Genomic DNA, 26,558 nt, shown 5'->3' on the forward strand with positions numbered 1-26,558 from the left:
GCTTTCCGGCCTTCCGGTCGCGGAATACCGACCGGCCGTGAACTCGTGTCGAACGGCTCCGCGACGCCGAGCCGGGGTCGATTCAGGGTCGGTAGGGGTAGGCGCCGCCGTCCACGACGATGCGCTGGCCGGTGAGGTAGCCGGCGGCGGGGGAGACCAGGAAGGCGACGACATCGGCCACCTCATCGGGACGGCAGACGTGGCCGAAGGGCGAGGTGGCGTCGAGGTCGGCGGCGTGGCGGTGCGCGCCGCCGCTGAGAGCGGCGGTGAGGCGGTCGCCCATCTCCGAGGCGACCAGGCCGGGGGCGACGATGTTCACGTGGATTCCGTTGCGGGACTCCTCTTTCGCCAGTGTGTGGGCCAGGGCCTCCAGGGCGGCCTTGGCCATGTTGTAGGGCGCTCCACCCGCGCCCAGCGCGCGGGCGGCGACGCTGCTGATCATGATGATGTCGCCGCGCTCGCACGCGCGCATACCGGGGAGGGCGAGCTTGGTCAGGTGGTGCGGGCCGATGGCTTGAACACGCAGGAGTCGCTCGACCTCGGCCGGATCGGTGTCGGAGACCAGCAGCCCGCGGCTGGCGATGCCGCCATTGTGGACGAGTATGCTGATCGGACCGAGGTCGCCGGTGACGCGGTCGACCATGGCGGTGACGGCGGCCGTGTCGTCGACCGGGGCGTGGACGGCGAGGGCGGTGGCCCCAGCGGAATTCAGCTCGGCCACAGTGTCATTCGCTGATCGCTCGTCGCGTGCCCAGTTGACCGCGACCGTGGCGCCGCGGGCAGCCAGCGCGCGGCTGATGGCGCGCCCGATGCCGCGCCCGCCGCCGGTCACCAGTGCGACCCGCCCCGTCAATTCGCCTGCTGCTGTGTTCACCCGGTCAACATATGACAGCCGCCGTGATTGCGATCGAGAGTGGCGGCCATTACGGCCCACCGTCGGGTGCACAGAGGTTCCTCGGCCACGGATCGGGATGAAGTCCGGAAGAATCAGGGAAACGAGCGCTGGGCGCGCCCCCTGTCATCAGCGTCGACGGCAGGGCTTTCCGCTGTTCAGGATTCGAGCGCTTCGACCACGTCCGCCGTGCTCACCACGTCCTCGAAGGCGTCGCGGGCCAGCAGGTCGGCATAGAAACCATTGCGCTCCACCAGTTCCCGGTGCGTGCCGCGTTCCACGACCCGCCCGTGGTCGAGCACCACGATCTGGTCGGCGTCGCGAATCGTGGACAGTCGGTGGGCGATCGTAATGGTGGTGCGATCGGCCGACAGCGCGTCGATGGCCGCCTGCACCTCCCGCTCGGTCTTGGTGTCGAGCGCGCTGGTCGCCTCGTCGAGCACCATGATCGGCGGATTGCGCAGGATGGCCCGCGCCACCGCCAACCGCTGCTTCTCGCCACCGGAGAACCGGTACCCGCGTTCGCCGACCAGGGTGTCGTAGCCATCGGGCAGGCTCAGGATGTGGTCGTGGATCTGTGCCGCCCGAGCCGCCGCATGCAATTCCTCCTCTGTCGCATCGGGTTTCGCGAAGCGCAGATTGTCGGCGACCGACGAGTGGAACAGGTAGGTCTCCTGCGACACCACACCCACGGCCGAGGACAGGTCGGCAAAGGTCAGTTCCCGCACATCCACTTCGTCGACGGTCACCCGACCGGAGGTCGCATCGTAGAGCCGCGCCACCAGATATCCTAGAGTCGTCTTCCCCGAACCGGTTTCGCCGACAATGGCCAGACTGGTCCCGGCAGGCACCTCGATATCGATGTCGCTCAATACTTCTCGATCCGAGTCATAGGCGAATCCGACCTTGTCGAACCGCACCGCGCCCGTCACCCGAGCGGGCAGGGGAGTGGGCCGCTCCGGCTCCTGGATATCCGGTCGCAGATCCAGGTATTCGAATATGCGCCCGAACAGCGCCAGCGAGCTCTGAATGTCCACGCCGGTCGACAGCAGCATGACGGTCGGCCGCAGCAGTCCGCTCTGCAAGGTGGTGAACGCGACGAGCGTGCCGATCGACACCAGCGGATGACCGTCGGCGACGGTCATTCCGGCCGCCCAGTAGATGACCGCCGGCATGGCGGCCATGACGATCGAGATGGTCGACTGCCGCCACCGCCCGGCCATGCTGGAGCGGATCTCCAGATCCACCAGCCCTCGCGATTCCCGCGTGAAATCCTCGACCAGCGCCGGCGAACGACCCATGGTGCGCGCCAGCAGAATTCCGCTCACCGACAGCGATTCCTCCACGATCGCCGACATGCCCGCCAGCTTGCGCTGCTTCTCCGCGGTGATGCGCCGGCGCTCGGAGCCGACCCGCCGGCTGATCCACACGAACAGCGGCAGCATGACCAGCGACACCAGCGTGAGTCGCCAGTCCAGCGCGAACATGGCGATAACCGCCGCGACGACGGAGGTGAAGTTCGAGACCAGCGAGGTGATGGTGGAGGTGACCGTGGACTGCATGCCGCCGATGTCGTTGGCGATTCGAGACTGCACCTCACCGGTGCGCGTGGTGGTGAAGAAGGACAGCGGCATGGATTGCAGCCGCGCGTAGACGGCCGACCGTAGATCGTGCATGACGTCCTGGCCGACCGCGGTCGAGATGTAGGTCTGGAACACGCCGAACACGCTGTTCAGCGCGGCCACCACGATCATGCCCACGGCCAGCAGGGTCAGCAGTCCGGTGCGACCGTGCGGCAGGGCGTCGTCGATGATGCCGCGCAGCAGGAACGGGGAAGCCAGACCGGCCAGCGAGGCCAAACCCACCAGGGCCGCGACCAGGGTCAAGCGCCCGCGATAGGGATGAAAGAGCCGGACGATCCGGCGAAGTTCAGGTTGTGAAGCCATGAGCGCCTCCTTTCGCAGGGAGTCATGCGCTGTAACTGAGTTTGACTCATAATTGTTCCGAGGACAATGAGTTATGCTCGGGATCATGTCGAGCAGCCCCGCAGATGAGCCGTGCGCGCCGGGTGACAGGCGTGCCGTGCCCGATGACGACCTCGTGGAACTCTTCCTGCGCACGACCAAACGCCTGCGTCGCACCCAGACGGCGCGACTGTCCCCGCTCGGGCTCACCCCGGCTCAGGCCCGCGCGCTGCGCATCATCGGCCGCGCCGCGGAACACGGCGACGAACCGCTGCGCATGTCCGCCCTCGCGGACCATCTCGGCATCGTGCCGCGCTCGGCCACGACCGTGGTCGACGCCCTGGCCGCCGCGGGACTGGTTGCCCGCGAACCGGATCCGGCCAGTCGCCGCGCCACCCTCGTCACCCCGACCGCGGCCGGGCGGCAGGTGCTCAACCGTATGTCCGAGGCCCGCCGCGACGCCGCCGAGGAGATCTTCGCGGCCCTCACCCCCGACCAGCGGCACACCCTGCGCGATCTGCTCGCCGCGCTGACCGCCGACGAGTCCGCGCCGCGCTGACCCGCACGTCCGTGGCGCGCCCCGACACGGCTGAGGAGATCGTCGCGGCCCTGATCCCCGGATCAGTGCCAGACCCTGCGTGCCCAGGCCCGGCGCGTCGGGCACGAAGGTCTCCGATCTCGGAGTGCAGATCGCATCGACCGCTGAAGGCGCTGCCCGGGCCGACAGCTCGCTTGGGTCGTGTCGACGGAGTGGACTGTGCTCGGCTGTCGGGAGATTGGTCTACGGTCGGGGACAGCGACCCGATCCACGCCACCTCGACCAGGTGAGGAACCGATATGCCACGTGAGCTGGCCGACCTGCCCTTCGCGCGTTTTCTGGAACAACAGGACACGCTGCTCGACGAGGGCGCATACGACTGCGCCCATTTCGGGGGCCTCTCCCTCGACGACCCGCACCTGCGCGGCGTGAGCTTCACCGAATGCGCGATCTCGGCCACCACCGTGAACGGTGGCTTCTTCCGGCACTCGAGATTCAACGATGTGTGGCTGGGCAGCACCCGGTGGATTCGCACCGATCTGTCCGAAACCAATTGGCTGGAAGCGGAATTCGTGCTCGCGGCGCTGTCCGGGGTGGAAGCGTTCGGTTCGGTGCTGCGGCGGGTGAGCTTCCACAACTGCAAGTTCGACTCGGTGAACCTGCGCGGCGCGGTGCTCACCGACGTCACCTTCGTGGACTGCGTGCTGCGAGATGTGGACATCGCCGAGGCCACGCTGACCTCGGTGACCTTCCCGGGTTCGGAGATCTCCGGGCTGTCCCTGCGCAATGCCACCTTGAAGCAGGTCGACCTGCGGGAAGCCCGGTCGATCGGCATCTCCGGCGGGATCGAGTCGCTGTCCGGTGCGATGGTCACCCATACGCAACTGCTCGAGCTGGCACCCGTCTTCGCCCACGCACTCGGAATCACCGTCAAGGACCTCTAGTCGGTAGCGCTAGTGAACTAACTCGCGTTACGCTGCTCACATGACGGAGTGGCGGCCTACGGCGTGCATCCTGTGCGAGTGCAATTGCGGCATCCAGGTGCTGCTCGGGCCGGACGGCCGGTCCTTCGAGAAGATCCGCGGCGACAAGCTGCATCCGGCGTCGGAGGGCTACACCTGCAACAAGGCCCTGCAGCTGGACCGTTATCAGAACGGGCACACCGGCCGGGTGACCGCGCCGCTGCGCCGGCGCGCGGACGGCAGCTTCGAGGAAATCGATTGGGACACCGCGATCTCCGAGGTGTCTGCCCGGCTGCTCGAGGTCGAGCATCACTTCGGCGGGGAGTCGATCTTCTACTACGGTGGCGGCGGCCAGGGCAATCACCTGGGCGGCGCGTACGCCCCGGCCACCATGGCGGCATTCGGCATGAAGTATCGGTCCAGCGCGCTGGCGCAGGAGAAGACCGGTGACTTCTGGGTGGGCGCGCGGATGACCGGTTACCCGATGCGGGCGGATGTCGAGCACGCCGAGGTGGCGTTCTTCATCGGCAAGAATCCGTATCAGTCGCACGGGTTTCCGCGGGCGCGCACGGTGCTGAAGGAGATCGCCAAGGATCCGGCGCGGTCGATGATCGTGCTCGATCCGGTGCGCACCGAGACGGCGGAGCTGGCGGACTTCCACCTCCAGCTGCGGCCGGGGACGGACGTGTACCTGCTGACGGCCATGGCGGCGATCCTGGTGCGCGACAACCTGATCGACGAAGGATGGCTGGCGGAGCACACGAGCGGCCTGGACGCGGTGCTGCCGGTGTTGCGGGCCGTGCCGATCGAAAAGTACTGCGCTATCGCCGATGTCGATCTGAACCTGGTGACGGCCGCGACGCACCGGTTGGCTCGTGCGAACTCGGTCGCCGCGCTCGAGGACCTCGGCGTGCAGATGAACCGGTACTCGACGGTGGTCAGCTATGTCGAGAAGCTGGTCTGGCTGCTCACCGGCAATGTCGGAAAGCCCGGCACCCAATACGCTTTCACCGGTCTCGCCAATATCGGCCATGACCGCGGACATCCGGCGGGCGAGGGGCCCAAGAGTCCGGTGGCCGGCGCGCAGATCGTGAGCGGGCTGGTGCCGTGCAATGTGATCAGCGAGGAGATCCTCACCGATCACCCGGCGCGCCACCGGGCCATGTTCATCGAGAGTGCGAATCCTGCTCATTCCCTGGCGGATTCGGCCCGCATGCGAGAGGCGCTGGAGGCGCTGGAGCTGGTGGTGGTCGTCGACGTCGCCATGACCGAGACCGCGCGCCTGGCCGACTATGTGCTGCCCGCGCCCACCCAGTTCGAGAAGTACGAGGCCACCTTCTTCAACTTCGACTTTCCGCGCAACATCTTCCACCTGCGGCACCCGGTGCTGCCCGCGCCGGAGGGGGTGCTGCCCGAGCCCGAGATCCATGCCCGGTTGGTCGAGGCCGCCGGTGTGCTGACCGAGGCGGACTATGCGCCGCTGCGGGCCGCTCTCGCACAGGGACGTGAGGCTTTCGCCATGGCGTTCCTGGGCGTTCTCGGTGACCCGGTGCGGTCGAAACTCGCTCCAGTGCTGCTGTACCGGACGTTGGGGGAGACGCTGCCGGACGGTGCGGCGTCGGCGGCGGTGCTGTGGGGGGCGGCCTACAACATGGTGCGCAAGTTCCCGGCCAGTGTCGAGCGTGCCGGGTACGGAACGGGTTTGGAGGCGGGAGAGCGGCTGTTCGAGGCCATCCTCCATGGCGAACACGGCATCGTGATCTCCGAGGACGACTACGCTGAGACCTGGAATCGAGTGCGCGACAAGGTGATCCGGCTGGAGATTCCGGAGCTGCTGGAGGTGGTCTCCACCCTGCCCGAGGCTGTCGAGGACGAGACCGCGGACTGGCCTTTCATCCTTTCGGCAGGTGAGCGCCGAGCATTCACGGCCAACACGATCTTCCGCGACCCGGCTTGGCGCAAGCGGGATGCGACGGGCACCCTGCGGATCAGCACCAGCGATGCCGAGCGTCTCGGACTGACGACCGGCGACCTGGTCCAGATCACTACTCGTCGCGGTACCGCGCAGGTTCCCGTCGAGCCCACCGACCGCATGCGCCCCGGCCACCTGTCCCTGCCCAATGGCTTCGGCCTCTCCGTCGCCGACAACGACGGTGTCTCCATCACCACCGGAACCGCCCCTAACGAGCTGACCTCCTTCGACGCCCGCGACGAATGGGTCGGCACCCCCTGGCACAAGTACGTCCCCGCCCGCCTGGATACCGTGATCGTATGAAACGAACAAGTTTCGCGAATTGGCCGTGCACCGTCGCCCGCACCGTCGATCTGCTGGGCGATTGGTGGACGCCGCTCATTCTGCGCGAAGCTTTCTACGGCGCGAAACGTTTCGACGATTTCGAGTCCACCCTCGGTCTCAGCCGCAATATCCTTACCCAGCGGCTGAACCGATTGGTGGAGACGGGGCTGCTGACCAAGGTTCCGTATCAGGAGCGGCCGGTTCGCCACGAATACCGGCTGACGGATCAGGGACGCGATTTCTTTCCCGTCCTCGCGGCCATGATGGCATGGGGGGACCGGTACCTGGCCCCGGAATCCGGCGAGCCGGTTGTTCTGCACCACAATGCCTGTGACCACGATACTCACGCCGAGGTCGTGTGCGCGCACTGCCGGGAGCCCTTGCGGCATGAGGATATTTCCGCGCGGCTGGGGCCGGGTTTTCCAACGCGACTTCGCGATGCTGCTTTGGCGACCGGTCGTTTCGGTGACGAGGTCTGAAAACTCCTGTAACCGAAGCGGGCGGTTTCACGACCGGTGCGCGTTGCCATTCGAGCAGCCGAGAACTCCGTCAATACCGGGCATGAGGTTGGCGCGGGCGCTGCTGGCTGCCGCGGATGTCAGCCACCGCGTCTTTCGAGCCGAGGCAGTGGCGTACAACGCTATCGCCGAGGGCGCCACGGTGTGAAGGCGGCCAGTACAGCCGGATTCCCGTCGCCCCGCAGTACGACATCGCCGCCATCTCGTTCTGGTGGGACTGAGTGCCGGCGCGCCCGCAGCGCCGCCACCAGATCGAGCAGCGCGTCTTCTCCCTTGTCGCGCGGCCTGTCGCCACGATGCCGTCGGCACATCGCGACCCTCTGGCCGACAATGAGAATATTCATTAACTTATAGGTTGCGTATGCACTGATAGCGTGCCAAGATCTCCTGAAATCGGTTTACCGCGCCATGCTTCACCGCGGCGCCGGTCATCTATTTCTCCGCAACGATGCGCGAAACCCTGTGCTGTGCACGCGATTTCGACGAGTCGTCGCCCATGGTCACCGTGCGGGGCTCGAGACGAGGAGCTTCATGGGATTCATCGCAATCCGCCGGGACCTACCCGGCACGCCGGATGCCGTGTTCGACACGCTGATTCGACCCTCGACCTGGGAGCACTGGTTCAGCCTCCACCGCGATTTCGTGGTCCCGCCACCGGACCGGCTCAGCGTGGGGTCGACGATCATTGCCGACGTGTTGATGCTGGGAATGGCCGACCGGGTCGAGTGGACCGTGGAGGCCCTCGAACCGCCACGCCGCGTAGTGCTCACCGGTCACGGCGAAGCCGGCATCGGATGCATCTTCACCTATCACCTGCAGCCGAGTTCGCTCGGCACAACGCTGACCGTGGATGGACTGTTCACCCGCGCGGGCATGACCCGGTCATTGGCCGACGCGCTGCGAAAGCATGGGCGCGAGCACCTCGACCGCACGGTCTCGCAGCTGGCCGCGATGGCCTCGGCGCCATGCGAGTGAGCCGCTCGATGCCCGTCCCCGACGACTCGCGGGTCGGCGGCCTCCTGACCCGCGACTGACAGAGCCAGCGCCATATGCTGCCCGGCGCGACGGTATCCGCGCGGAGCCGGCACGGAGGATCTGGCCCGCATCTACGGCGCAATCGGTTCTCGGGCAACGTCTTCAGTGTCGGTGACAGCGGATCGGCTTCGACGTAGTCCTTGATGACCTGTGCGTCGGGCTCGACGGCCTCGGCCGGAACCACGAAGGCGCGCAGGCGTTTTCCGAACTCGGCATCCGACGCCCATGACCCGGCCTCGAGTACGTCCTCCCGCTCGGCCGGCAGGTTCTCCACTTCCGGCGCAGAGACGTTCTCGCCGCCGGAGACGATCATGTCGTCATCGCGGCCGTCGGTGCAGAACCGTCCCTGTGCGTCGAGATGCCCCAGGTCACCGCTCGAGAGCATGCGTTCATCGGCTCGGATTCGGCGGCGGTGCCGACATAGGCCGCCCACAGTTCGCGATAGGGGCCCTCGGTTTCGAGTAGTTCGGCGTGGCGGCCGATCTGGAGCAGGCGGCCATGTCCGAGCACCGCGATGAGGTCGGCGTCTGCGGCGGTGGACAGGCGATGGGCCACGACGATGGTGGTGCGCCCGGTGGTGAGCACGTCGACCGCCGCGCGGACGCGGGCGTCGGTGTCCAGATCCAATGAGGCGGTGGCCTCGTCGAGAATGAGGATGTCGGGATCCACCAGTTGTGCGCGGGCCAGGGCCAGCAGCTGACGTTGACCGGCGGACAGGGCCGCACCATGTGCGCCGATGGGCTGGCGGTAGCCGTGGTCGAGGGCGGCGATCATCTCGTGCGCGCCCACCGCCCGCGCTGCCCATTCGATCTCCGCCGGTGTGGCATCGGGTTTTCCGTAGGCGATGGCGGCGTGCACGGTGTCGCCGAACAGGAACGGTTCCTGCGGAACGACTCCCAGCCGTTTGCGATAGTCGCGCAGCCGGTAATCGCGGATGTCGACGCCGTCGACGAGGACCGCCCCATCGGTCGTGTCGTACAGTCGCGCGAGCAGTTTCACCAGGGTCGATTTTCCGGCTCCGGTCTCGCCGACCACGGCGACCTTCTGCCCGGCCGCGATCCGCAGATCGATGCCCGACAGCACGTGCGGAGTGTCGCGGTCGTAGGCGAAACCGACTCCACGGAACTCGATTTCGCCATCTATGCGGTTGAGCGACCGAGCCTCGAACGCCTCCGGTGTGGTGACGGGTTCGCGCATGAGCACCCCCAGCCGCTCCACGCCGATGACGGCCTGCTGGTAACTGTCGAAAACCTGTGACAACTGCTGGATGGGCGCGAACAACAGATCGATGTAGAGCAGGAAGGCGATCAAAGTGCCTGCGGTGAGCGCGTTCTCGCGGACCTGGTGCACGCCGACGGCGAGCACGGCTACCGTGGCGACCAGCGACATGATCTCGATGAACGGGAAGAACAGCGCCATCAGAGTCTGGCTGCGCAGCCGCGCGTTGCGATATGCCCAGGAGCGGCGTTCGAATTCGCGCTGGTTCACCGCTTCCCGGCAGTAGGCCTGGATGACGGCGATGGTGTCGACATTCTCCTGCAGATAGGCGTTGGTGGCGCTGACCTGTTCGCGAGCGAGATTGTAGGAGGGCACCGCGGCGCGCCGGAAGGCGATCGTGGAGATCACCAGCACCGGCAGCAGCGCCAGTACCACCAGTGCCAGCCGCGCGTCGATCACGACCAGCGCCACCACCACGCCGCTGATGGTGAGTGTGCTGGTGAGCGCGACAGCCAGGCCGGTCTGCAGGAACGTGGACAGCCCGTCCACGTCGGTGATCATGCGAGTCATGATGCGCCCGGCCAGTTCTCGCTCATAGAACTGCAAACCCAATCGCTGCAGCTGCGCGAAGACCTTGACCCGCAATCCGTAGAGCAGCCGCTCCCCCGCCCGTCCGCTGACCCGGACCTGCGCGACGGTGATCGCCCAGTCCACGACCACCAGGATCAGTGCGGAGCCGGCCGCGAGCAACAGCACGTCGCGCGCCCCGGCGAGCACACCGCGGTCGATGCCGTAGCGCACCAGGAACGGGATCAGGATCTGCGCCGCGGCGTCGAGGGCCACCAGCCCGAGGCCCGCGAACAAGGGCAGCGCGAACGGCCGCAGCAGACGCGGCAGGTCGAAGCGCGGGTCCGGGGTGTGAGAGAAGTGTTCGGGCACTTCGGGTTCCCCGGTGGCGGTCGGCAGCCGGTCGATGAGCGCTTGGACATCGCCGCTGGGTGGGGCGCTGGACATCATGCCGCCGCCCATCGCACCGCCCATCGCGCCCGGCGAGCCCGCGGCGCGCTGGGAGAACGCTTTGGCCATCTGTTCGAGGGTGCGGGACTCGTCACCGTCGTCGTCGGTGTCGACCCACAGCCCGGCGGTGGGCACGGTGTCGGTGACCGCACCCAGGTCCGCGGCGATGGAGGCCGGATCTGGCGGGGTGAACAGGGCGTGGAACAGTTCGCCGGAGCTCTGCAACTCGTGCAGGGTGCCCAGTTCGGCCACTCGCCCGTTACCGAGCACCGCCACCCGGTCGGCCAGGGCCAGGGTCGAGATGCGGTGTGCCACGACAATGGTGGTGCGCCGGCGCACCTCGGCGGCGATGCGGGCGAAGATCTGCTCCTCGACCTGCGCGTCGATGGCGGAGGTGGCGTCGTCGAGCACGAGAACGGGGGCGTCGGTGATCAGGGCGCGCGCCAGGGCGAGGCGCTGCCGCTGCCCGCCGGAGAGCCGCTGCCCGCGTTCGCCGATGACCGTGTCCAGCCCAGCGGGCAGCGCCCGGACGAATTCGTCGGCCGCGGCCAGCCGCAATGCGTGCCAGACCTTCTCGTCATCGGCGCCGGGACAGCCGTAGGCGACATTGGCGCGCACGGTGTCGGCCATCAGCGCGGTGTCCTCGAAGACCATGGCGATGTGCTCGCGCAGGCCGGCAAGTTCGCGAATATCCTCGCCGTTCAGCAGGATCCGTCCGGCATCGGGATCGTAGAGCCGGGGCAGCAAGTGCACCAGGATCGACTTGCCCGAGCCGGTCGCACCCGCGACGGCCAGGGTCTCGCCTGGCTCGACGGTCAGATCGAGTCCGTCCAGCACCGGCGGCTGGTCCTCGAAAGCGAAACGCACACCCTGGAATTCGATACGTGGCGCGGCGGGGGTCTTCGTCGCGCTGGCGCCCGCCGGGACCGCGCCGGTGCCGGTGCTCGAGTGCACAGTCGTCGCGATACTGGACGTCGGGGTCTCGATCACCTCGCGCACACGGTCCAGGGATGCCCGGCCCTGCTGGCTGACGGTCAGAAGCATGGAGAACATGCGGATCGGCGTCACGAACGACCCGAGATAGGTCATGAATGCCAGGAACGTGCCCAGGGTGATGGAGTGCCGAAGTGCCAGCAGGCCGCCCACGACCAGAACCATCGTCTGCCCCGCAGCCGGTACCGCCTGCATGACCGGGGTGAACCGGCTGGTGATGCGGGTGATCCGCAACCGAGATCGGTACAGGTCGCGTGCCGAACCGGCCAGCTGCTCGAGCTCATGGCCTTCCTGCCCGAAGCCCTTCACCACCCGCACGCCGGCCACCGCGGCCTCGACGCGCATGGCGACTTCCGCCGCGCGGGCCTGCGCGTCCCAGTTGGCCGGGAACAGGGTGCGCTGACTGCGGGAGGTGATCAGCCACAGCGCCGGCACCACCAGCAGTGCGATGACGCTCAGCAGCGGCGACATCCACGCCATCAGCACCAGCGACGCCGCGAGCAGCACCACATTGCCCGCGACCAGCGGAAGCAATTGCAGGAACATCTGAATCAGCGTCACGTCGGTGATCGCGCGACTGACCACCTGCCCGGTGTAGAGCCCCGACCGTTGCCGCCCGTCCAGCCGCAGCAGCGCCGCGAAAAGGTCCCGACGCAGATCGTGCTGCACATCCAGGGACAGTCGCGAAGCGCCGGTGCGGCGGATGTATCCGGTCGCGAACCGCACGACCCCGAGTGCGAGCAGTGCCAGCGCCCAGGGCAGCACCGAGGCGGCCGTGGTCGTCAGCATGTCCACGACATGTCGCACCAGCAGCGGCAGCACCGCGGTGAGGAGGTTGGACGTGAGCGCGCCGGCGCAGGCGAGGATGGCGGTGCGCCGATGCCGGGCGCAGCGGCGCAGCAGATAGCGAATCCACCCGTCGGAGACGGTGTTCGCGGTGCGACCGGCGGAAGGGTCGGGGCTCGAACTCATCCGGCGACCACGAGCGCGCCCGCTCCGTCGTACTGGTTGGCGGGGCGTTCCAGGCCGTAGTGTCCGCGCAGGGTGGTCTCGGTGTACTCGGTGCGGAACAGTCCGCGCCGCTGCAGGATCGGCACCACCTCGTCGACGAAGCGCTCCAGGCCCGAGGGCGGCACGGCCGGCATGATGTTGAATCCGTCGGCGGCTCCGCGGGTGAACCGTTCCTCGATGGTGTCGGCGACCTGTTCGGCGGTGCCGGCGAAGGTGCGGCGCCCGCGTCCGCCGCCCAGGCGTGCGATGAGCTGACGCAGCGTGAGCTTTTCGCGCCGAGCCAGATTCACGATGAGGGTGAATCGGCTCTCGGCCCCCTGGATGTCGTCCTCGGTGGGCAGATCCTCGGGAAGTTCGCTGTCGAGATCGAGCTCCTCGACCGGGATTCCCCAGATGCGCGCCAGCTGTCGTTTGGCGTATTCGGGCGAGATCAGCAATCCCAGCCGGCGCAGGCGGCGGCGCTCGGCGAAACCCTCCTGCTCGACGCCAGGGGTGGATGCCGCGCTGCGCGGAATTACGAGTGTCATTATGGCTCCTTGGTCCGGGTCGTGGACCTTGCTGTTCGGTCAGTGCAGCGGGAAGCCCTGTGCGGCGAGTTCTTCGCGGAGGCGGTGGCGGCCGTTGAGAGCGGTGGCCGAGGCGAGGCGCGCCAGGACCCGCTCGGTCCAGGAGTGGGTGAGGTTCTGTTCGGCGTAGAACTCGCCGATTCGCGTCTCGTAGTCCTTTACGTTCACGCTTTGCCGCTCGGCGTCATAGGTCTCCTCGTGCAGCACCGCCGCCTGCGGCAGACGCGGCTTGATGCGGGCGTCCTCCGCCGGATCCGGCACACCCACCACGAGCCCGGCGACCGGGAAAACCCCTGCGGGCAAACCTAATTCGGCCGCGACTTCGGATGGTTTGTTGCGAATCGCGCCGATGTACACGGTGCCGTACCCCAGCGATTCCGCCGCCACCACAGCGTTCTGCGCCGCCAGCGCCGCATCCAGGAACGCCACATAACTCGACTCCAGATAATCCGCGCCCTCCAGCGGAGCCTGGTGCTCGGCGGCCAGCTCCCGCACCCGAGCCAGATCCGCGGACCACACCAGCAGCAATGGTGCCTGCCGAATATGCTCCTGATCCCCCGCCAGTTCCGCCAGCCGCGCTTTGCGCCGCGGATCGCGCACCGCGATCACACTCCACACCTGCAGATTCGACGACGTGGGCGCGGACTGCGCCGCCGAAACCAGCAGCCGCAGCACATCATCGGAGATCGGGTCCGGCAGATACCGCCGCACCGAACGATGCTCGTGTAGCACCCGCAGCACCGGATTCCACTGCGCGGGCGGAGTCGAGGCGGGGTCCCGGTAACGCTGGGCCAGTGTGTCGTGCGGGGAAGTCATGGTGAGTATCGTGGCCGCCGCGCGTCACGCAGTCAGGTATTGCGTTCGCCTCGAGCCGAACATCCGACTGCCAACCGGCCCTTCCTCGGATCGAGCCGGTCATCGCACCCGAGGGCATCTCTAGGTGAGCCGGTGTTCCTCGATGGACGTGGACAGAGCGGTGCCGTTCAGCTCGAGGAAGACGTGGCGGTCGGTGATCGAAAGGGTGAGGGTGTTGCGGCGGTCGAGGGCCGAGGTGGCGGCGTCGATGACGGCGCGGTCGAAGGAGTAGACGGGGATGCGGTCGGCGCGGTGGATGCGTTTGGCGGGGAGCTGGGCCAGGACCTTGGCGGGATCACGATGGGTGTAGACGGCGACGCGGTCGGCCAGTTTGCTGGCGCGGTGGATGCGGTCGGCGTCCGGGGAGCCGACATCGATCCAGGTGGTCAGGCGGCCGGTGAGGTCGCGGACCAGGACCGGCGGCACATCGGTGGAGGACACGCCGCCGTCGCTGAACGCGACGCCCTCCTCGTATTCCAGGCAGTAGGCGAGGATACGGGTCAGCATGTATTCGGCGGTCTCGGAAGGGTGGCGCGCGACGCGCAACTCCAACTCCTCGTAGACGCCGCGGTCCACGTCGGCCAGATGCACGGTCACGGTATGCAGAGTCGCGTTCAAGGCCATAGTGCTTGCAGCTTAGAGCCCGATCAACGGCCTATCGGCTCCGCCTCGGGCAGACTGGCACCCACGATGCCTCGAACCCGCCATCACCCCGCCATCTCCATCGCCGCCGCGGCTGTGCTGGCCCTCGTCTCGGCCTGCGCCCAGCACCACTCGGAGCCGCCGCCGGGGCAGCCCGCCTACACCGGCCCGGCCGACCAGCTCATCACAGTCACCTCCGATTCCCCCGCCGCCACCACGGCCACCCTCACCGCCTGGGATCGCACTGGCACACAATGGGTTCGAGCGATCGGCCCCCTCCGAGCCGACATAGGCGCGCAAGGCATCGGCTCCGCCAGTGAATCGGCCACCCGTTCGCCCGCCGGAATCTGGCCCCTGACAGAGGCTTTCGGCATCGCCCCCAACAACGGCACCCGTCTCCCGTATCACCAAGTGACACCATCGGATTGGTGGGTTTCCGACACGAACTCGCGGTACTACAACACGCACTACACCTGCGCCCCCGGCACGTGCCCGTTCAACGAATCCGCCGGTGAGGATCTGGGTGAGGCCGGTCCCGCCTACGGCCACGCCGTCGTCATCGACTACAACCGCTCGCCGGTGGTCCCTGGCGCGGGTTCGGCCTATTTCCTCCATGTCGGCGACGGCCACCCGACCGCGGGCTGCATCGCGCTTCCCGCCTCTGACCTGGACCGCGTCATGCGCTGGCTCGATCCGGCCCGCGGCCCGGTCATAGACCTCGAGGTGCGCAACCAGTTCGCGAATCAGTGATGCGCAGGCCGAAAAGTCCTGTGCTTGCTCTCACAATGTCGCAAATGCGACCGGTGTGAGCGTGACATGCGTGTATGCCTGCTGCCGCGTGTGTCTTTCATCGATAGCGCGTTTGATATATAGCAATTCCATCAATGCGAATCAGCTATCGGCTCGCATACATCGGAAGTCCGGATGTTTCATTGAAATCAGGTTCGGGTATTCGACTTTGTCGAACTCGATCACCGCAGGCGGGTGATTGTCTGCTGGACGTGTTCGGGGCGTCCTCCGGACGAAAGGATGTGGATGATGGGCGCGAGCCTGATGATCGTGGGAGACGACTACCGGGTCCGCAGCGCCTTGCGCGAGGCGATGGAAGGGGAGGGCTATGAGGTCGCCGAAGCGGGCGCGGCCGAGGTGGCCCTGGAACGGCTGCGCAATCACGGCGCGCCCGATGTGATGATCGTGGACCTGCTGCTGGGTGAAATGGACGCCTTCACCTGTATTCGCGAGGTGCGGCGCGCACACGAGGTGCCGATCATGGTGGTCAGCGCCAGCGCCGACACTCACGATGTGGTGGCCGCGCTGGAAGCGGGGGCCGATGACTTCGTGACCAAGCCGTTCGAGCTCAAGGAGATCAGCGCGCGCATGCGGGCGTTGCGGCGGCGGCCGCATCTGGGCGGGCTGCCCGAGGACCCGGCGGCCGAGCCGCCGGTGGAGATCGTGCTGGAGGCCGAGGGCGATGCGCCGCTGGTGCTTTCCCCGGACGGCGGCGTGGTGCGGCGCGGCGACGAGCAGATTCCATTGACCGTCACCGAGTTCCGGCTGCTGTGCGAACTCGCGGCCAATCCTGGCCGGGTGCTCAGCCGCACGCTGTTGCTCGAACGCGCCTGGGACGAAGGCTTCTTCGGTGACGAGCGGCTGGTCGACGTCCACGTGCGCCGGCTGCGCACGAAGATCGAGGCGGATCCGTCGGAGCCGCGCATCGTGGTGACCGTGCGTGGCCTCGGATACCGCCTCGACATGCCGCGTTAGGCCCGCGCAACCGAGCGGAGTCATCGGATCGTCATGAGATCGCAATGCCTTCGCACGGAAGACCTCAAAATTTCACCGTCAGGCTGAAGTGGTCATGCAGATCCCAATCAGCAAATTCGACGCGATATCCCAGCAAACCATCCAGATCCGGGAACCCGTGCTCGCTGACGGCGCACGGATGTGGCGCATTGCCGAGGACTCCCGGGTACTCGACACCAACTCCAGCTACGCCTACCTGCTGTGGTGCCGGGACTTTGCCGACACCTCGATCATCGCGGAAATCGATGGCGAGGTAGCCGGTTTCGTCATCGGCTACACGCGGCCCGCTTGGCCGCGCATCCTGTTCATCTGGCAGGTGGCGGTGGACCATCCCCACCGCGGGCACGGCCTGGGCGTCGACATGCTCGACGCCCTGATGGAAAGCTGTGCGCTCCGCGGTGTCGCACAACTCGAGACCACCATTGCCCCCGACAATCCGGCCTCGGTCGCCATGTTCGCCTCACTGGCTCGCCGTCGTGGCGCGGCCCTGACCCGCACCACCTTGTTCACGGCCGATCAGTTCCCCGGCGGACATCAGCCCGAGGACCTCTACCGCATCGCACCGGTCACCACCCAGGAGGAATGGCGATGACCAGCCCCGATATGACGGTTTTCGCGGATCTCGAATCGAATGTGCGCGGCTATTGCCGCTCCTGGCCGACGGTGTTCGATACCGCGTCCGGCGCGTGGCTGCGCGACGAGAGTGGCCGGGAATACCTGGACTTCTTCGCCGGCGCGGGCGCGCTCAATTATGGCCACAACAACCCCGTCCTCAAGGAATCGCTGCTCGAGTACATCGCGGGTGACGGCCTCACTCACGGCCTCGACATGTCCACGGTCGCCAAGCGTGATCTGCTGGAATCCCTGCGCGAGCGGATCTTCCGGCCCCGGGGCCTCGACTACAAGGTGCAGTTCCCCGGACCGACCGGCGCGAATGCCGTTGAGGCCGCGCTGAAGCTGGCCCGCAAGGCCACCGGCCGCACCGAAATACTCAACTTCACCAACGCTTTTCACGGGATGACGCTGGGCGCCCTGTCGGTCACCGGCAATGCGGCCAAGCGGGCGGGCGCGGGTGTGCCGTTGCAGCACGCCACCTCGATGCCGTTCGACGGGTATCTGTCCGGCGCGGATGACGATTCGTTCGAATGGATGGAACGCACCCTCGATGACGCCTCTTCCGGACTCGACAGACCGGCCGCGGTGATCGTCGAAACCGTGCAGGGCGAGGGCGGGGTCAATATCGCGAGCGTGCGGTGGCTGTGCAAGCTGGCCCGATTGTGCTCCGCCCGGGAGATTCTGCTGATCGTCGACGATGTGCAGATGGGCTGTGGCCGCACCGGCCCGTTCTTCTCCTTCGAAATCGCCGGTATCACACCGGATATCGTCACGCTGTCCAAGTCCATCGGCGGCTATGGGCTGCCCATGGCGCTGGTGCTGTTCAAACCCGAACTGGACCTGTGGAAGCCTGGCGAGCACAACGGCACCTTCCGCGGCAACAACCCGGCATTCGTCACCGCCCGTGCCGCGCTCGAACACTACTGGGCCGACGAGGCCCTGGAGGCCGCCACCCGGGCCAAGGGTGAGCGGATCGACAGGGCCCTCGCCGGCATGGCCGCGGCCTTCGCCGGCGTGAGCGCGCGCGGGCGGGGCCTGGTGCACGGCATGGTGTTCGACGACGCCTCCCAGGCCGCGAAGGTGTGCGCCGCCGCCTTCCAGCGCGGGCTGCTCGTCGAGACCTCCGGGGCCGAGGACGAAGTGGTGAAACTGCTTCCGCCGCTGACCATTTCCGACTACGAGCTGGATCACGGCCTGGAGTTGCTGGGCGCCTCGCTGGACGCCGTCTGCGGCGGGCGGGGGCGCTGACATGATCGTGCGCACCACCACCGAGATCACCGGCACCGAAAGGGATGTCGCGGGCTCCGGCTGGCGCAGCAAGCGCATCGTACTCGGCGGCGATGGCGTCGGATTCTCCTTCCACGAGACCACCATCGAGCCCGAGACCGTCCACGAATTCCACTACCGGCACCACATCGAGGCTGTGTGGCTGGTCGAGGGGGAGGGCACCCTCGTCGATCTCGACCACGGCACCACCTATGAGCTGGGCCCTGGGTCGATGTACCTGCTGAACGGCCATGAGCGGCACCGCCTGTTCGCTCGCACCCGAATGCGCATGCTGTGCGTCTTCAATCCTCCGGTGACCGGGCAAGAGGTTCACGACGAGAACGGCGTCTACCCGCTCGTCGCCGTCGACTAGGAGATTTCGAATGACTCTGTCCGACTACGGACGAATCGACCGCTACCGCACCCGCACCGTGGTCGGCACGCCGCCGATCGAGCGCGCCGACCCGACGGTGTGGGGCGAGATCGACGCGCCTGCCCTCGCCGAATTCGACGACAGCGGTTACGCCGTGATCGACGGTCTGCTCGACCCGTACGAGGTGGGCGATATAGCGGGAGAGATCCAGCGCCTGACCAGCGATCCCGATCTGTTGCTGGACGAACGCGTGATCATCGAGCGCGCCTCGCATCGGGTGCGGTCCATCTTCGACGTGCACCTGATAAGCCCGCTGATCGCGGATCTGGTGCGCCAGAACCGGATTGCCGGCATGGCCCGCCAGATCCTCGGCTCCGAGGTCTATCTGCACCAGTCCCGGGTCAATGACATGCCAGGGTTCACCGGAACCGGCTTCTTCTGGCATTCCGACTTCGAGACCTGGCATGCGGAGGACGGCATGCCCGCACCGCGCGCGGTGAGTCTGTCCATCGCCCTGACCGACAACTATCCGTTCAACGGCAGCCTGATGGTGATGCCCGGCTCGCATCGCACCTTCATCCCCTGTCAGGGCGAGACGCCGGCCGACCATTATCGAGTTTCCTTGCGCGAGCAGGAGATCGGCATCCCATCGCACGAGGCGCTCGCCGATCTGGCCGGGAAGCACGGCATTACGCAGTTCACCGGCCGGGCCGGATCGGCGCTGCTGTTCGACTCCAATCTCATGCACGGCTCGGCGGGTAATATCACCCCGTTCCCGCGCTCGAATCTCTTCCTGGTGTTCAACAGCGTCGAGAACACGCTGCTCGCGCCCTACGCGGCGCCGCATCCGCGGCCGGAGTACCTCGCCAGCCGGGATTTCACGCCGCTGGTGTAGTCGCGATCCGCTGCCGAAAGGCGTGGGCCGGACCAGGTCGCTGGTATGCCTTGGCCACGCTGGGTCCAAGATTGCCGGCCCGCCGAGCTCGACTCCACGCGTGGCACATTGAGACCAGATCCTGATTCACTCGCAGTGGGCATCGACCGCGAAACTCGTCAATGCTCGAACACAGTCCGGCGGCGCGGGCGTTTATCACGTGTCGGCGACTGTCGAAACGGGTGTCCATGACACCCAGACCCCGGTGGGGCACGATCATCCGTCTGTACGAGGTCACCGTCGATGAGAGCCAGGACTATCTGACTTCCGGGCCGGGCGGCGGTGACTCGGATCGAATCGGTCGCGCGATAGCTCCCTGGAGGGACTCGACGGTGGCTCTGTGGAGTGATGCGGACGAGTGCTCGGCATTCCTAGCTTCAGCGGTGTGAAGACAACGGTTCGTATCGGAGTGGTGCTGGGGCTGGCGGCGGTGGCGTCCTCCCTAGTGGTGGCATGTGATTCGGCGTCGAGTCCGGGCATCGCATGGACGTCGTGTCAGGGGCCGGGGGTCGACTCGCGGCAGGAGTGCGCCACGATTTCCGTGCCGCTCGACTACACGCATCCCAATGACGGGGAGCGGGTGGCCGTCGCGGTGTCGCGTATTCGAAGCGCGCATCCGGAGCGTCGGCGAGGGGTGTTGCTGCTCGTGCCGGGCGGGCCGGGTGGCAGCGGGTTGAACCTGCCGTCCACCGCAGGGCAGGGGCTGCCCGGGCCGGTGCGGGAGGAGTACGACCTGGTCGGATTCGATCCGCGCGGGGTGGGCGCGAGTACGGCGGCGAATTGTCATATCGCGCGGGAGTATCTGGCTACCGAGAGGTTGCGGCCGTGGCCGGACGCCGATGGCGGGATCACCGCGAATGTCGAGTTGGAGCGGCGGGTCGCCGACGCGTGTGTGCGGGACGGGGGCGCATTGGTGCGCTCGATCGGGACTCGGACCGAGGCGCGGGATATCGATCGGATCAGGGCGGCGCTAGGGGAGGAGCGGATCGCGGCGTGGGGCACGTCCTACGGAACCTATGTGCTGTCGGTGTACGCCACGCTGTTCGGGGAACATACGGACCGGATTCTGTTGGACAGCAGCGACGATCCGGATCCTGATCAGGTCGAGCGGACCTGGCTGGGGAATTACGCCGTCGGCGTGGAGGATCGGTTCCCGGACTTCGCGCGCTGGGCGGCGGCGGACGGCAATCCGGATCGGGTGGCGCAGACACCGGAGGCGGTGCGGAGCGAGTTCCTCACGCTCGCGGCACATCTGGATCGCGAGCCATTGCCGTGGCCGGGTGCGGAGTTGGCGATATTGAGCGGCAACGGATTACGACAGATCATGCTCGACGGCCTGTACAAGGATGAGCGTTTTCCGTATGTCGCCCAGGTGATCAATGCGGCGCGACGGGGCAGTACCTTGCCCGCCGCGCGGCCCACGCCACCCGAGCAGGCCGCCCAGGCATCGACCGCGGTCATGGTGGCAACGCTCTGCAATGACGTGGCCTGGCCGACGTCGGTCGACGAGTACGCGAGCGCGGTCGCCGCGGATCGAGCCCGATACCCGCTCACCGCGGGCATGCCGCGCGGAGTCGCGCCGTGCGCGTTCTGGCCGTACCCGGTCGCGCCTCGGACCGTGGTGGATTCGTCCGGACCCTCGAATGTGCTGCTGCTCCAGAATCTTCGGGATCCGTTGACGCCGTACAGTGGCGCGCTGCGGTTGCGGCAGGCGTTCGGCGACCGCGCGCGGATGGTCGCGGTCGACGGCGGCGGACACGGTGTGTATCCCTCGCCGGTCGCCTGTGCCAATGATGCCGTCGAGCGCTTCCTCCGCGACGGCACCCGCCCGGACCGGGATCTCACCTGCTGATGAGTCCTGTATCTCGTCGAAACAGCGTGCGGCAGGGTCTGTTCGGTGGCCACGAGTTGCCGTACTCCTCGGGTTCGGCGGCGATGTGGCCATTCCTGCCGGTAGCGAGCCTCCTTTTCGGAGTCCGAACCGGCGCGGGCGCTCCCAGTCGCAACATTGACGCAATCCATACGGCGACGCGCCGACGCGCGGATGCGGAACTGGGTGCGAACTCCGGGCAGGGACTACAATGCCCGCATGACGGTCGGCACTGACCTGCCCAAACCCGATGCACTCTTCGACCTCGACGTCTGGCTACATCGATGGCCGGCCAGTGTGTACGCCACCGAATTGCATTACGGCGTACTGGTTTTCACCGGCTGCGATCAATTCGACGAGCGGGACGTGGAGATCGCTCGGCGGACATATCCTGGGCGGCGCATCCTCATCGACGACACCGGAAAACTCCAGGTGCATCCGGCGGGGGAGGGGCCGCCGATCTCGATTTTCGACCCCCGTCACCCGTTGCGGACACACTAGGGCCCTGCGCTCCTCCGCCTGGAAAGTGACCCTTGCCACAGCGCGGTACACGCGCGTACCGTGCTGTTGGTACACCGAGGTACCAGGCTGGAGATGGCGCATGACCACAGTGACACTGCCCGACGGACCAACCACCCCGGCCTTCGTGCAGGGCATCGAGATACTGGCCGGACGCACCCGCGCCTGGCGCCGCCTGCATGAGCGATATGGGTCGGCGTTCGTGGTCGCGATGCCTCGCTTCGGGCCGACCCTGGTGCTATCGGAGCCGGCCGAGGTCAAGGCGCTGTTCACCACGCACACGGACCTGGTGGACAACATCGACGCCAACCTCGGCCAATTCCTCGGCCCCGGTTCGCTTTTCGCGCTGCGCGGTGAGGACCACCGCAAGGAGCGCAAGCTGCTCACCCCGCCCTTCCACGGGCGGCGGCTGGCGGTCTACGAATCACTGATCGAGGAGGAGGCCGTCCGTGAGATGGCCACCTGGCCGTCGGGGCGCGAATTCGCGACCATGGACTCGATGATGCGGATCACCCTCAATGTGATTCTGCGAGCGGTGTTCGGCGCGGAGGGCGCGGAGTTCGACCAATTGCGGGCGCTGCTACCCAAATTGGTGCTGGTCGGTTCGGCGCTGGCGGCACTTCCGGTGCCGCGCAGATTGTTCGGACGTTTCGGGCCGTGGGCGCGGTTCGCCGCCTATCGCGCGCGGTACGACGAGATCGTCGGGCGGCTCATCACACGCGCGGCCGCGGACCCGGAGTTGGGCGAGCGCGATGACGTGCTGGCCATGCTGTTGCAGGCCCGCTACGACGACGGTTCAGCCATGACGCACAGCGAGATCGCCGACGAGCTGCTCACCCTGCTCACCGCCGGGCACGAGACCACCGCCACCTCACTGGCCTGGACCATCGAACGGCTGCGACGGCATCCGAACATTCTGAATCGCCTGGTCGGGGAGAACGACGCGGGCGGCTCGGCGTTGCGCGAGGCGACATTGCTGGAGACGCAGCGGGTCCGGCCGGTCATCGACGCCACCGTGCGCAAAGTGCGGGCGGAATCGCTGCAACTGGGCCGGTGGACGTTGCCGCGCGGCCAGCACGTGATGGTGAGCATCCGGCTCATGCACGACAATCCGGAATTGTTTACCAACCCACGCGATTTCGACCCGGATCGATTCGTCGGCGTGCGGCCGGGAACCTTCAGCTGGATCCCGTTCGGCGGCGGTGCGCGCCGGTGCATCGGGGCGGCGTTCGCGACCATGGAGATGAACGTGGTACTGCGGGTGCTGCTGCGGGATTTCACGCTGGAACCGACGGACGCGCCCGACGAGCGCGCCCATTTCCGTGGCGTCGCACTGGTTCCCGCGAAGAAGGGACGCGCGGTCGTGTACCGGCGAGCGCCCCGGCCGCCGGCGGTTGGAGCCGCCGAACCAGGTGAGGCGCGGGACGCGCGCGGCGAACAGGTGACGGCATGAGCGAGCGGTTGGCAGACGTCGGGCGGGGGATCACGCTCAGCTACGAGCGGCAGGGCGCGGGTGTGCCGCTACTGCTGATCGCCGGGCTCGGACAGCAGAAACACGAGTGGCACGACGGGCTGGTCGCGCAGCTGGTCGTTCGCGGTTACGAGGTGGTGCGGTTCGACAATCGCGATGTCGGCACCTCCACACATGCCGGTTTCCGGCCGCCGGGCGGCCTCGCGATGGCTCGGAGACGTTGGGACCCACAGCAATACGATCTCGGCGATATGGCCCTCGATACCCTCGGACTGCTCGACACGCTCGGCTGGCAGTCCGCGCATTTGGTCGGCATGTCGATGGGCGGGATGATCGCGCAGACCGTCGCGGCCCGCTATCCGGACCGGGTGTCCTCGCTGACGTCGATCTTCTCGACCACCGGTGCGGCCTGGGTCGGGCGGCCCGCCCTGTCCACCTGGGCGCGCATGTTCCGCAAGCCCGCCGGCACCCGCGAGGAGCACATGGACCGGGCGGTGAGCATGTACCGGCACATCGGGTCGGCCGGATATCCACTGGACGAGGCGAGGATTCGCGCGACGGCCGGGACCACCTGGGATCGCGATCCGCGACCGGCGGCGGGAGTGGGACGCCAGCTGGCCGGAATCATCAAGTCGGGCGACCGGACTCCGGAGGTGCGGACCGTCACGGCGCCGACACTGGTCGTGCACGGCGATCGCGACCGCATGGTGAATCCGACCGGCGGTGTCGCCACCGCCGCGGCGATCCCCGGCGCACGCCTGCACACCCTGCCCGGTATGGGACACGATCTGCCCGCCGCGCTCTGGCCCACCTTCGCCGACCTCATCGATACACACGTCCGCACCGCCGAAACCAGGAGTTCCGATGCCCCGAACCTCTAGGCCCCTGTCCGGCCACCCGGTCATGATCACCGGGGCGGCCTCCGGAATCGGGCGAGGACTGGCCCAATTGCTTTCTCGCCGTGGGTCGCCGGTGGCCATCGCGGATATCGATGCCGAGGGTTTGAAGCAGACGGCGGCCGCCATGAGCGGACCCGTGCTGACCCGGGTGCTGGATGTGCGCGATGCCGCGGACCAGCTGACCTTCGCCGACGAGGTGCGCGAATGGCTGCCCGCGCCGCTGGCGGCGGTGTTCAACAATGCCGGTGTCGCGGTGTCCTCCTCGGTGCTGGAGGCCGTGCCCGAGGACGATGAATGGTTGCGGCAGATCAACTTCGACGGGGTCGTGAACGGGACGCGCGCGTTCCTGCCGATCCTGGTGGAGCAGGGCAGCGGCGCGATCGTCAACACCTCCAGCGTGTACGGGCTGGTGGGTATGCCCTATCAAAGCGCCTACTGCGCAGCGAAATTCGCGGTGCGCGGCTTCACCGACGCACTGCGGCAGGAGCTTCGGGGGACGGGCGTCTCCGCGGTGACGGTGCACCCGGGCGGCATCCGGACGAATATCGCCCGCAACGGCCGGGTGCGCAAGGACCCCGAGGGCAAGGGCCGCACCAAGGAGCAGATAGCCGCCGAATTCGAGGCCATGACCATGACCACGCCGGAACAGGCGGCCGAAATCATCTGCCGCGGAGTCGAACGCGGTAAGGCGCGCATTCTGGTCGGGCCGGACGCCTACCTCTTCGACACGCTGGCGCGGGTGACCCCGACGCACTACTTCGACGTGCTGTCGGTCGTGATGGGCCTGGTGCGCGCCCGGGCCGGGAAGGGAGCGGGACAATGACCGAACATGTGGACGTACTGATCGTCGGGGCCGGGCTGTCGGGCATCGGCGCGGCGCATCACCTCCAGGACGCGTTCCCGGGCCGCGACTACGCCATTCTCGAGGCGCGTGAGGCCATGGGCGGCACCTGGGATCTGTTCCGTTATCCCGGAGTCCGCTCGGACTCCGACATGCACACGCTCGGGTATCGGTTCCGGCCGTGGGTGGCCGCCGAGGCCATCGCCGACGGGCCCGCCATTCTCGGTTACATTCGCGAGACCGCCGCCGAGGCGGGGATCGACCGGCGAATCCGATACGGGCACAAGGTGACCGGGGCCGCGTGGTCCTCGGAGCAGGCGCGCTGGACCGTCGGGTTCGAACACGACGGGATGCCCTCCACGATCACCTGTTCCTTCCTCTACCTGTGCAGCGGCTACTACCGCTACGACGAGGGCTACACGCCCGAGTTCGCCGGAATCGATGATTTCCGTGGGGAAGTAGTGCACCCGCAGCACTGGCCCGCCGAACTCGATTACGCCGGAAAGCGTGTCGTGGTGATCGGCAGCGGCGCGACCGCGGTGACCCTGGTGCCGGCCATGGCCCAGACCGCCGGGCACGTCACCATGCTGCAGCGGTCGCCGACCTACATCATGTCCGCGCCGAGCGTGGACGCCATCGCCACCAAACTGCGCGAGTGGTTCGGCACGCGGCGGGCCTACGCCATCACGCGCTGGAAGAACGTGGCGGTCGGCACGCTGATCTATCAGCTCAGCCAGCGGCGGCCGCGGATGATGCGCAAGTTCTTCCGGGACCTGACCATCAAACAGCTGCCCGAGGGCTATGACGTCGACACGCATTTCAACCCGACCTACAACCCGTGGGATCAGCGGTTGTGCCTGGTGCCGGACGGGGATCTGTTCCGGTCCATCCGGGACGGGCGCGCCTCGGTGGTGACCGATCGCATCGACCGGTTCACCGCGGACGGGGTGAGGCTGGAATCCGGGAAGGAGCTGGCCGCCGACATCGTGGTGACCGCGACCGGGCTGGACCTGCTGGCGCTCGGGGGCATCGCGCTGACGGTCGACGGGCGCGAGATCCAGCCGCCGGACACCATGGCCTACAAGGGCATGATGCTCAGCGGTGTGCCCAATCTCGCGTTCACCATCGGATACACCAACGCGTCCTGGACGCTCAAGGCCGACCTGGTCGCCGAATTCGTATGCCGCTTGCTGCGGCACATGGACGAGCGCGGCTACAGCCAGGCCACGCCGTGGCCGGACCCCTCGGTGACCACCGCGCCGCTGCTCGACTTCCAGGCCGGGTACGTGCTGCGGTCCATGGACCGCTTCCCGAAGGCCGGATCGCGGACGCCATGGCGGCTGGGCATGAACTACGCCCAGGACGTGATCACCTTGCGGCACGGGCGAATCGAGGACGGGACCATCCGCTTCGCGCGCCGTTCGGCTCGATCCCTCGAACAGGCCACCGCCTGACCGGGC

22 protein-coding genes and 1 pseudogene are annotated in these 26,558 nt (G+C 67.4%); 17 read left to right on the plus strand and 6 right to left on the minus strand.

Annotation, left to right across the window (positions count from 1 at the left end; translation table 11 throughout):
• Positions 1-82: 82 nt before the first annotated feature.
• Positions 83-874 (minus strand): SDR family NAD(P)-dependent oxidoreductase, encoded by a 792-nt coding sequence (locus tag GLP40_RS31505; protein ID WP_328290885.1) that lies wholly within the window; start codon positions 872-874, stop codon positions 83-85.
• Positions 875-1,050: 176 nt separating this feature from the next.
• Entirely contained in the window at positions 1,051-2,838 is a 1,788-nt protein-coding gene (locus tag GLP40_RS31510; protein ID WP_154791656.1) for an ABC transporter ATP-binding protein, read from the minus strand.
• Positions 2,839-2,923: 85 nt separating this feature from the next.
• Here GLP40_RS31510 and GLP40_RS31515 point away from each other — a divergent pair, with 85 nt between their 5' ends.
• The 5 genes from GLP40_RS31515 to GLP40_RS31535 all read left to right on the plus strand — a co-directional run bounded on the left by GLP40_RS31515 (position 2,924) and on the right by GLP40_RS31535 (position 8,145).
• Complete coding sequence (locus GLP40_RS31515; protein ID WP_154791657.1) at positions 2,924-3,415, plus strand: MarR family winged helix-turn-helix transcriptional regulator; 492 nt, start codon at positions 2,924-2,926, stop codon at positions 3,413-3,415.
• A 278-nt stretch (positions 3,416-3,693) separates the two neighbouring features.
• Positions 3,694-4,338 carry a pentapeptide repeat-containing protein gene (locus GLP40_RS31520; RefSeq protein WP_154791658.1) on the plus strand — a complete coding sequence of 215 codons (645 nt, stop codon included), beginning with the start codon at positions 3,694-3,696 and terminating at the stop codon, positions 4,336-4,338.
• Positions 4,339-4,378: 40 nt separating this feature from the next.
• Complete coding sequence (locus GLP40_RS31525) at positions 4,379-6,631, plus strand: molybdopterin-dependent oxidoreductase (RefSeq protein WP_154791659.1); 2,253 nt, start codon at positions 4,379-4,381, stop codon at positions 6,629-6,631.
• Positions 6,628-7,131, plus strand: coding sequence for a winged helix-turn-helix transcriptional regulator (locus tag GLP40_RS31530; protein ID WP_154791660.1), 504 nt, complete (start codon positions 6,628-6,630; stop codon positions 7,129-7,131). Before GLP40_RS31525 ends, GLP40_RS31530 begins: the two co-directional genes overlap by 4 nt.
• Before the next feature lie 570 nt (positions 7,132-7,701).
• On the plus strand, positions 7,702-8,145 hold the full coding sequence (locus GLP40_RS31535; protein WP_196054868.1) for a type II toxin-antitoxin system Rv0910 family toxin: 444 nt from the start codon (positions 7,702-7,704) through the stop codon (positions 8,143-8,145).
• A gap of 369 nt (positions 8,146-8,514) precedes the next feature.
• Here the strand turns inward: GLP40_RS31535 and GLP40_RS31540 are convergent, their stop codons facing one another.
• From GLP40_RS31540 to GLP40_RS31555, 4 genes and pseudogenes are all read right to left on the minus strand, one after another.
• The gene (locus tag GLP40_RS31540; protein WP_154791662.1) at positions 8,515-12,405 is read right to left on the minus strand and encodes an ABC transporter ATP-binding protein; all 3,891 of its coding nucleotides are present in this window, start codon (positions 12,403-12,405) and stop codon (positions 8,515-8,517) included.
• Positions 12,402-12,878, minus strand: a pseudogene (locus GLP40_RS31545) (LLM class flavin-dependent oxidoreductase); the annotation flags it as partial. The gene GLP40_RS31540 and the pseudogene GLP40_RS31545, both read right to left, overlap by 4 nt.
• A gap of 132 nt (positions 12,879-13,010) precedes the next feature.
• Positions 13,011-13,826, minus strand: a complete 816-nt coding sequence (locus tag GLP40_RS31550) for an NADPH-dependent oxidoreductase (RefSeq protein ID WP_154791663.1) — start codon at positions 13,824-13,826, stop codon at positions 13,011-13,013.
• Positions 13,827-13,946: 120 nt separating this feature from the next.
• Positions 13,947-14,489: a YaeQ family protein gene (locus GLP40_RS31555; RefSeq protein WP_154791664.1), complete on the minus strand. Its 543-nt coding sequence runs from the start codon at positions 14,487-14,489 to the stop codon at positions 13,947-13,949.
• 66 nt (positions 14,490-14,555) lie between these two features.
• Between GLP40_RS31555 and GLP40_RS31560 the strand changes: the two genes are divergently transcribed.
• From GLP40_RS31560 to GLP40_RS31615, 12 genes are all read left to right on the plus strand, one after another.
• On the plus strand, positions 14,556-15,257 hold the full coding sequence (locus GLP40_RS31560; protein ID WP_154791665.1) for a L,D-transpeptidase family protein: 702 nt from the start codon (positions 14,556-14,558) through the stop codon (positions 15,255-15,257).
• A 288-nt stretch (positions 15,258-15,545) separates the two neighbouring features.
• Positions 15,546-16,271 (plus strand): response regulator transcription factor, encoded by a 726-nt coding sequence (locus GLP40_RS31565; protein ID WP_154791666.1) that lies wholly within the window; start codon positions 15,546-15,548, stop codon positions 16,269-16,271.
• 94 nt (positions 16,272-16,365) lie between these two features.
• Positions 16,366-16,902 (plus strand): diaminobutyrate acetyltransferase, encoded by a 537-nt coding sequence (ectA, locus tag GLP40_RS31570; RefSeq protein ID WP_154791667.1) that lies wholly within the window; start codon positions 16,366-16,368, stop codon positions 16,900-16,902.
• Positions 16,899-18,173, plus strand: a complete 1,275-nt coding sequence (gene ectB / locus GLP40_RS31575) for a diaminobutyrate--2-oxoglutarate transaminase (RefSeq protein ID WP_154791668.1) — start codon at positions 16,899-16,901, stop codon at positions 18,171-18,173. Before ectA ends, ectB begins: the two co-directional genes overlap by 4 nt.
• 1 nt (position 18,174) lies before the next feature.
• Positions 18,175-18,564 carry an ectoine synthase gene (locus tag GLP40_RS31580; RefSeq protein ID WP_154791669.1) on the plus strand — a complete coding sequence of 130 codons (390 nt, stop codon included), beginning with the start codon at positions 18,175-18,177 and terminating at the stop codon, positions 18,562-18,564.
• 10 nt (positions 18,565-18,574) lie between these two features.
• The gene (gene thpD / locus GLP40_RS31585; RefSeq protein WP_154791670.1) at positions 18,575-19,459 is read left to right on the plus strand and encodes an ectoine hydroxylase; all 885 of its coding nucleotides are present in this window, start codon (positions 18,575-18,577) and stop codon (positions 19,457-19,459) included.
• 424 nt (positions 19,460-19,883) lie between these two features.
• Entirely contained in the window at positions 19,884-21,350 is a 1,467-nt protein-coding gene (locus GLP40_RS31590; RefSeq protein WP_328290886.1) for an alpha/beta hydrolase, read from the plus strand.
• A gap of 237 nt (positions 21,351-21,587) precedes the next feature.
• Positions 21,588-21,869, plus strand: a complete 282-nt coding sequence (locus tag GLP40_RS31595; protein ID WP_154791671.1) for a hypothetical protein — start codon at positions 21,588-21,590, stop codon at positions 21,867-21,869.
• Between the two features lie 100 nt (positions 21,870-21,969).
• Positions 21,970-23,340: a cytochrome P450 gene (locus GLP40_RS31600; protein ID WP_154791672.1), complete on the plus strand. Its 1,371-nt coding sequence runs from the start codon at positions 21,970-21,972 to the stop codon at positions 23,338-23,340.
• A complete protein-coding gene (locus GLP40_RS31605; protein ID WP_154791673.1) occupies positions 23,337-24,239 on the plus strand; it encodes an alpha/beta fold hydrolase in 903 nt (300 codons plus the stop codon). The genes GLP40_RS31600 and GLP40_RS31605 overlap by 4 nt, the downstream gene beginning before the upstream one ends.
• Entirely contained in the window at positions 24,223-25,080 is an 858-nt protein-coding gene (locus GLP40_RS31610) for an SDR family NAD(P)-dependent oxidoreductase (protein WP_154791674.1), read from the plus strand. The genes GLP40_RS31605 and GLP40_RS31610 overlap by 17 nt, the downstream gene beginning before the upstream one ends.
• The gene (locus GLP40_RS31615; protein ID WP_154791675.1) at positions 25,077-26,552 is read left to right on the plus strand and encodes a flavin-containing monooxygenase; all 1,476 of its coding nucleotides are present in this window, start codon (positions 25,077-25,079) and stop codon (positions 26,550-26,552) included. The genes GLP40_RS31610 and GLP40_RS31615 overlap by 4 nt, the downstream gene beginning before the upstream one ends.
• The last annotated feature ends 6 nt before the right edge of the window (positions 26,553-26,558 follow it).

This window comes from Nocardia aurantiaca (assembly GCF_009708175.1).
GTDB lineage: Bacteria > Actinomycetota > Actinomycetes > Mycobacteriales > Mycobacteriaceae > Nocardia > Nocardia aurantiaca.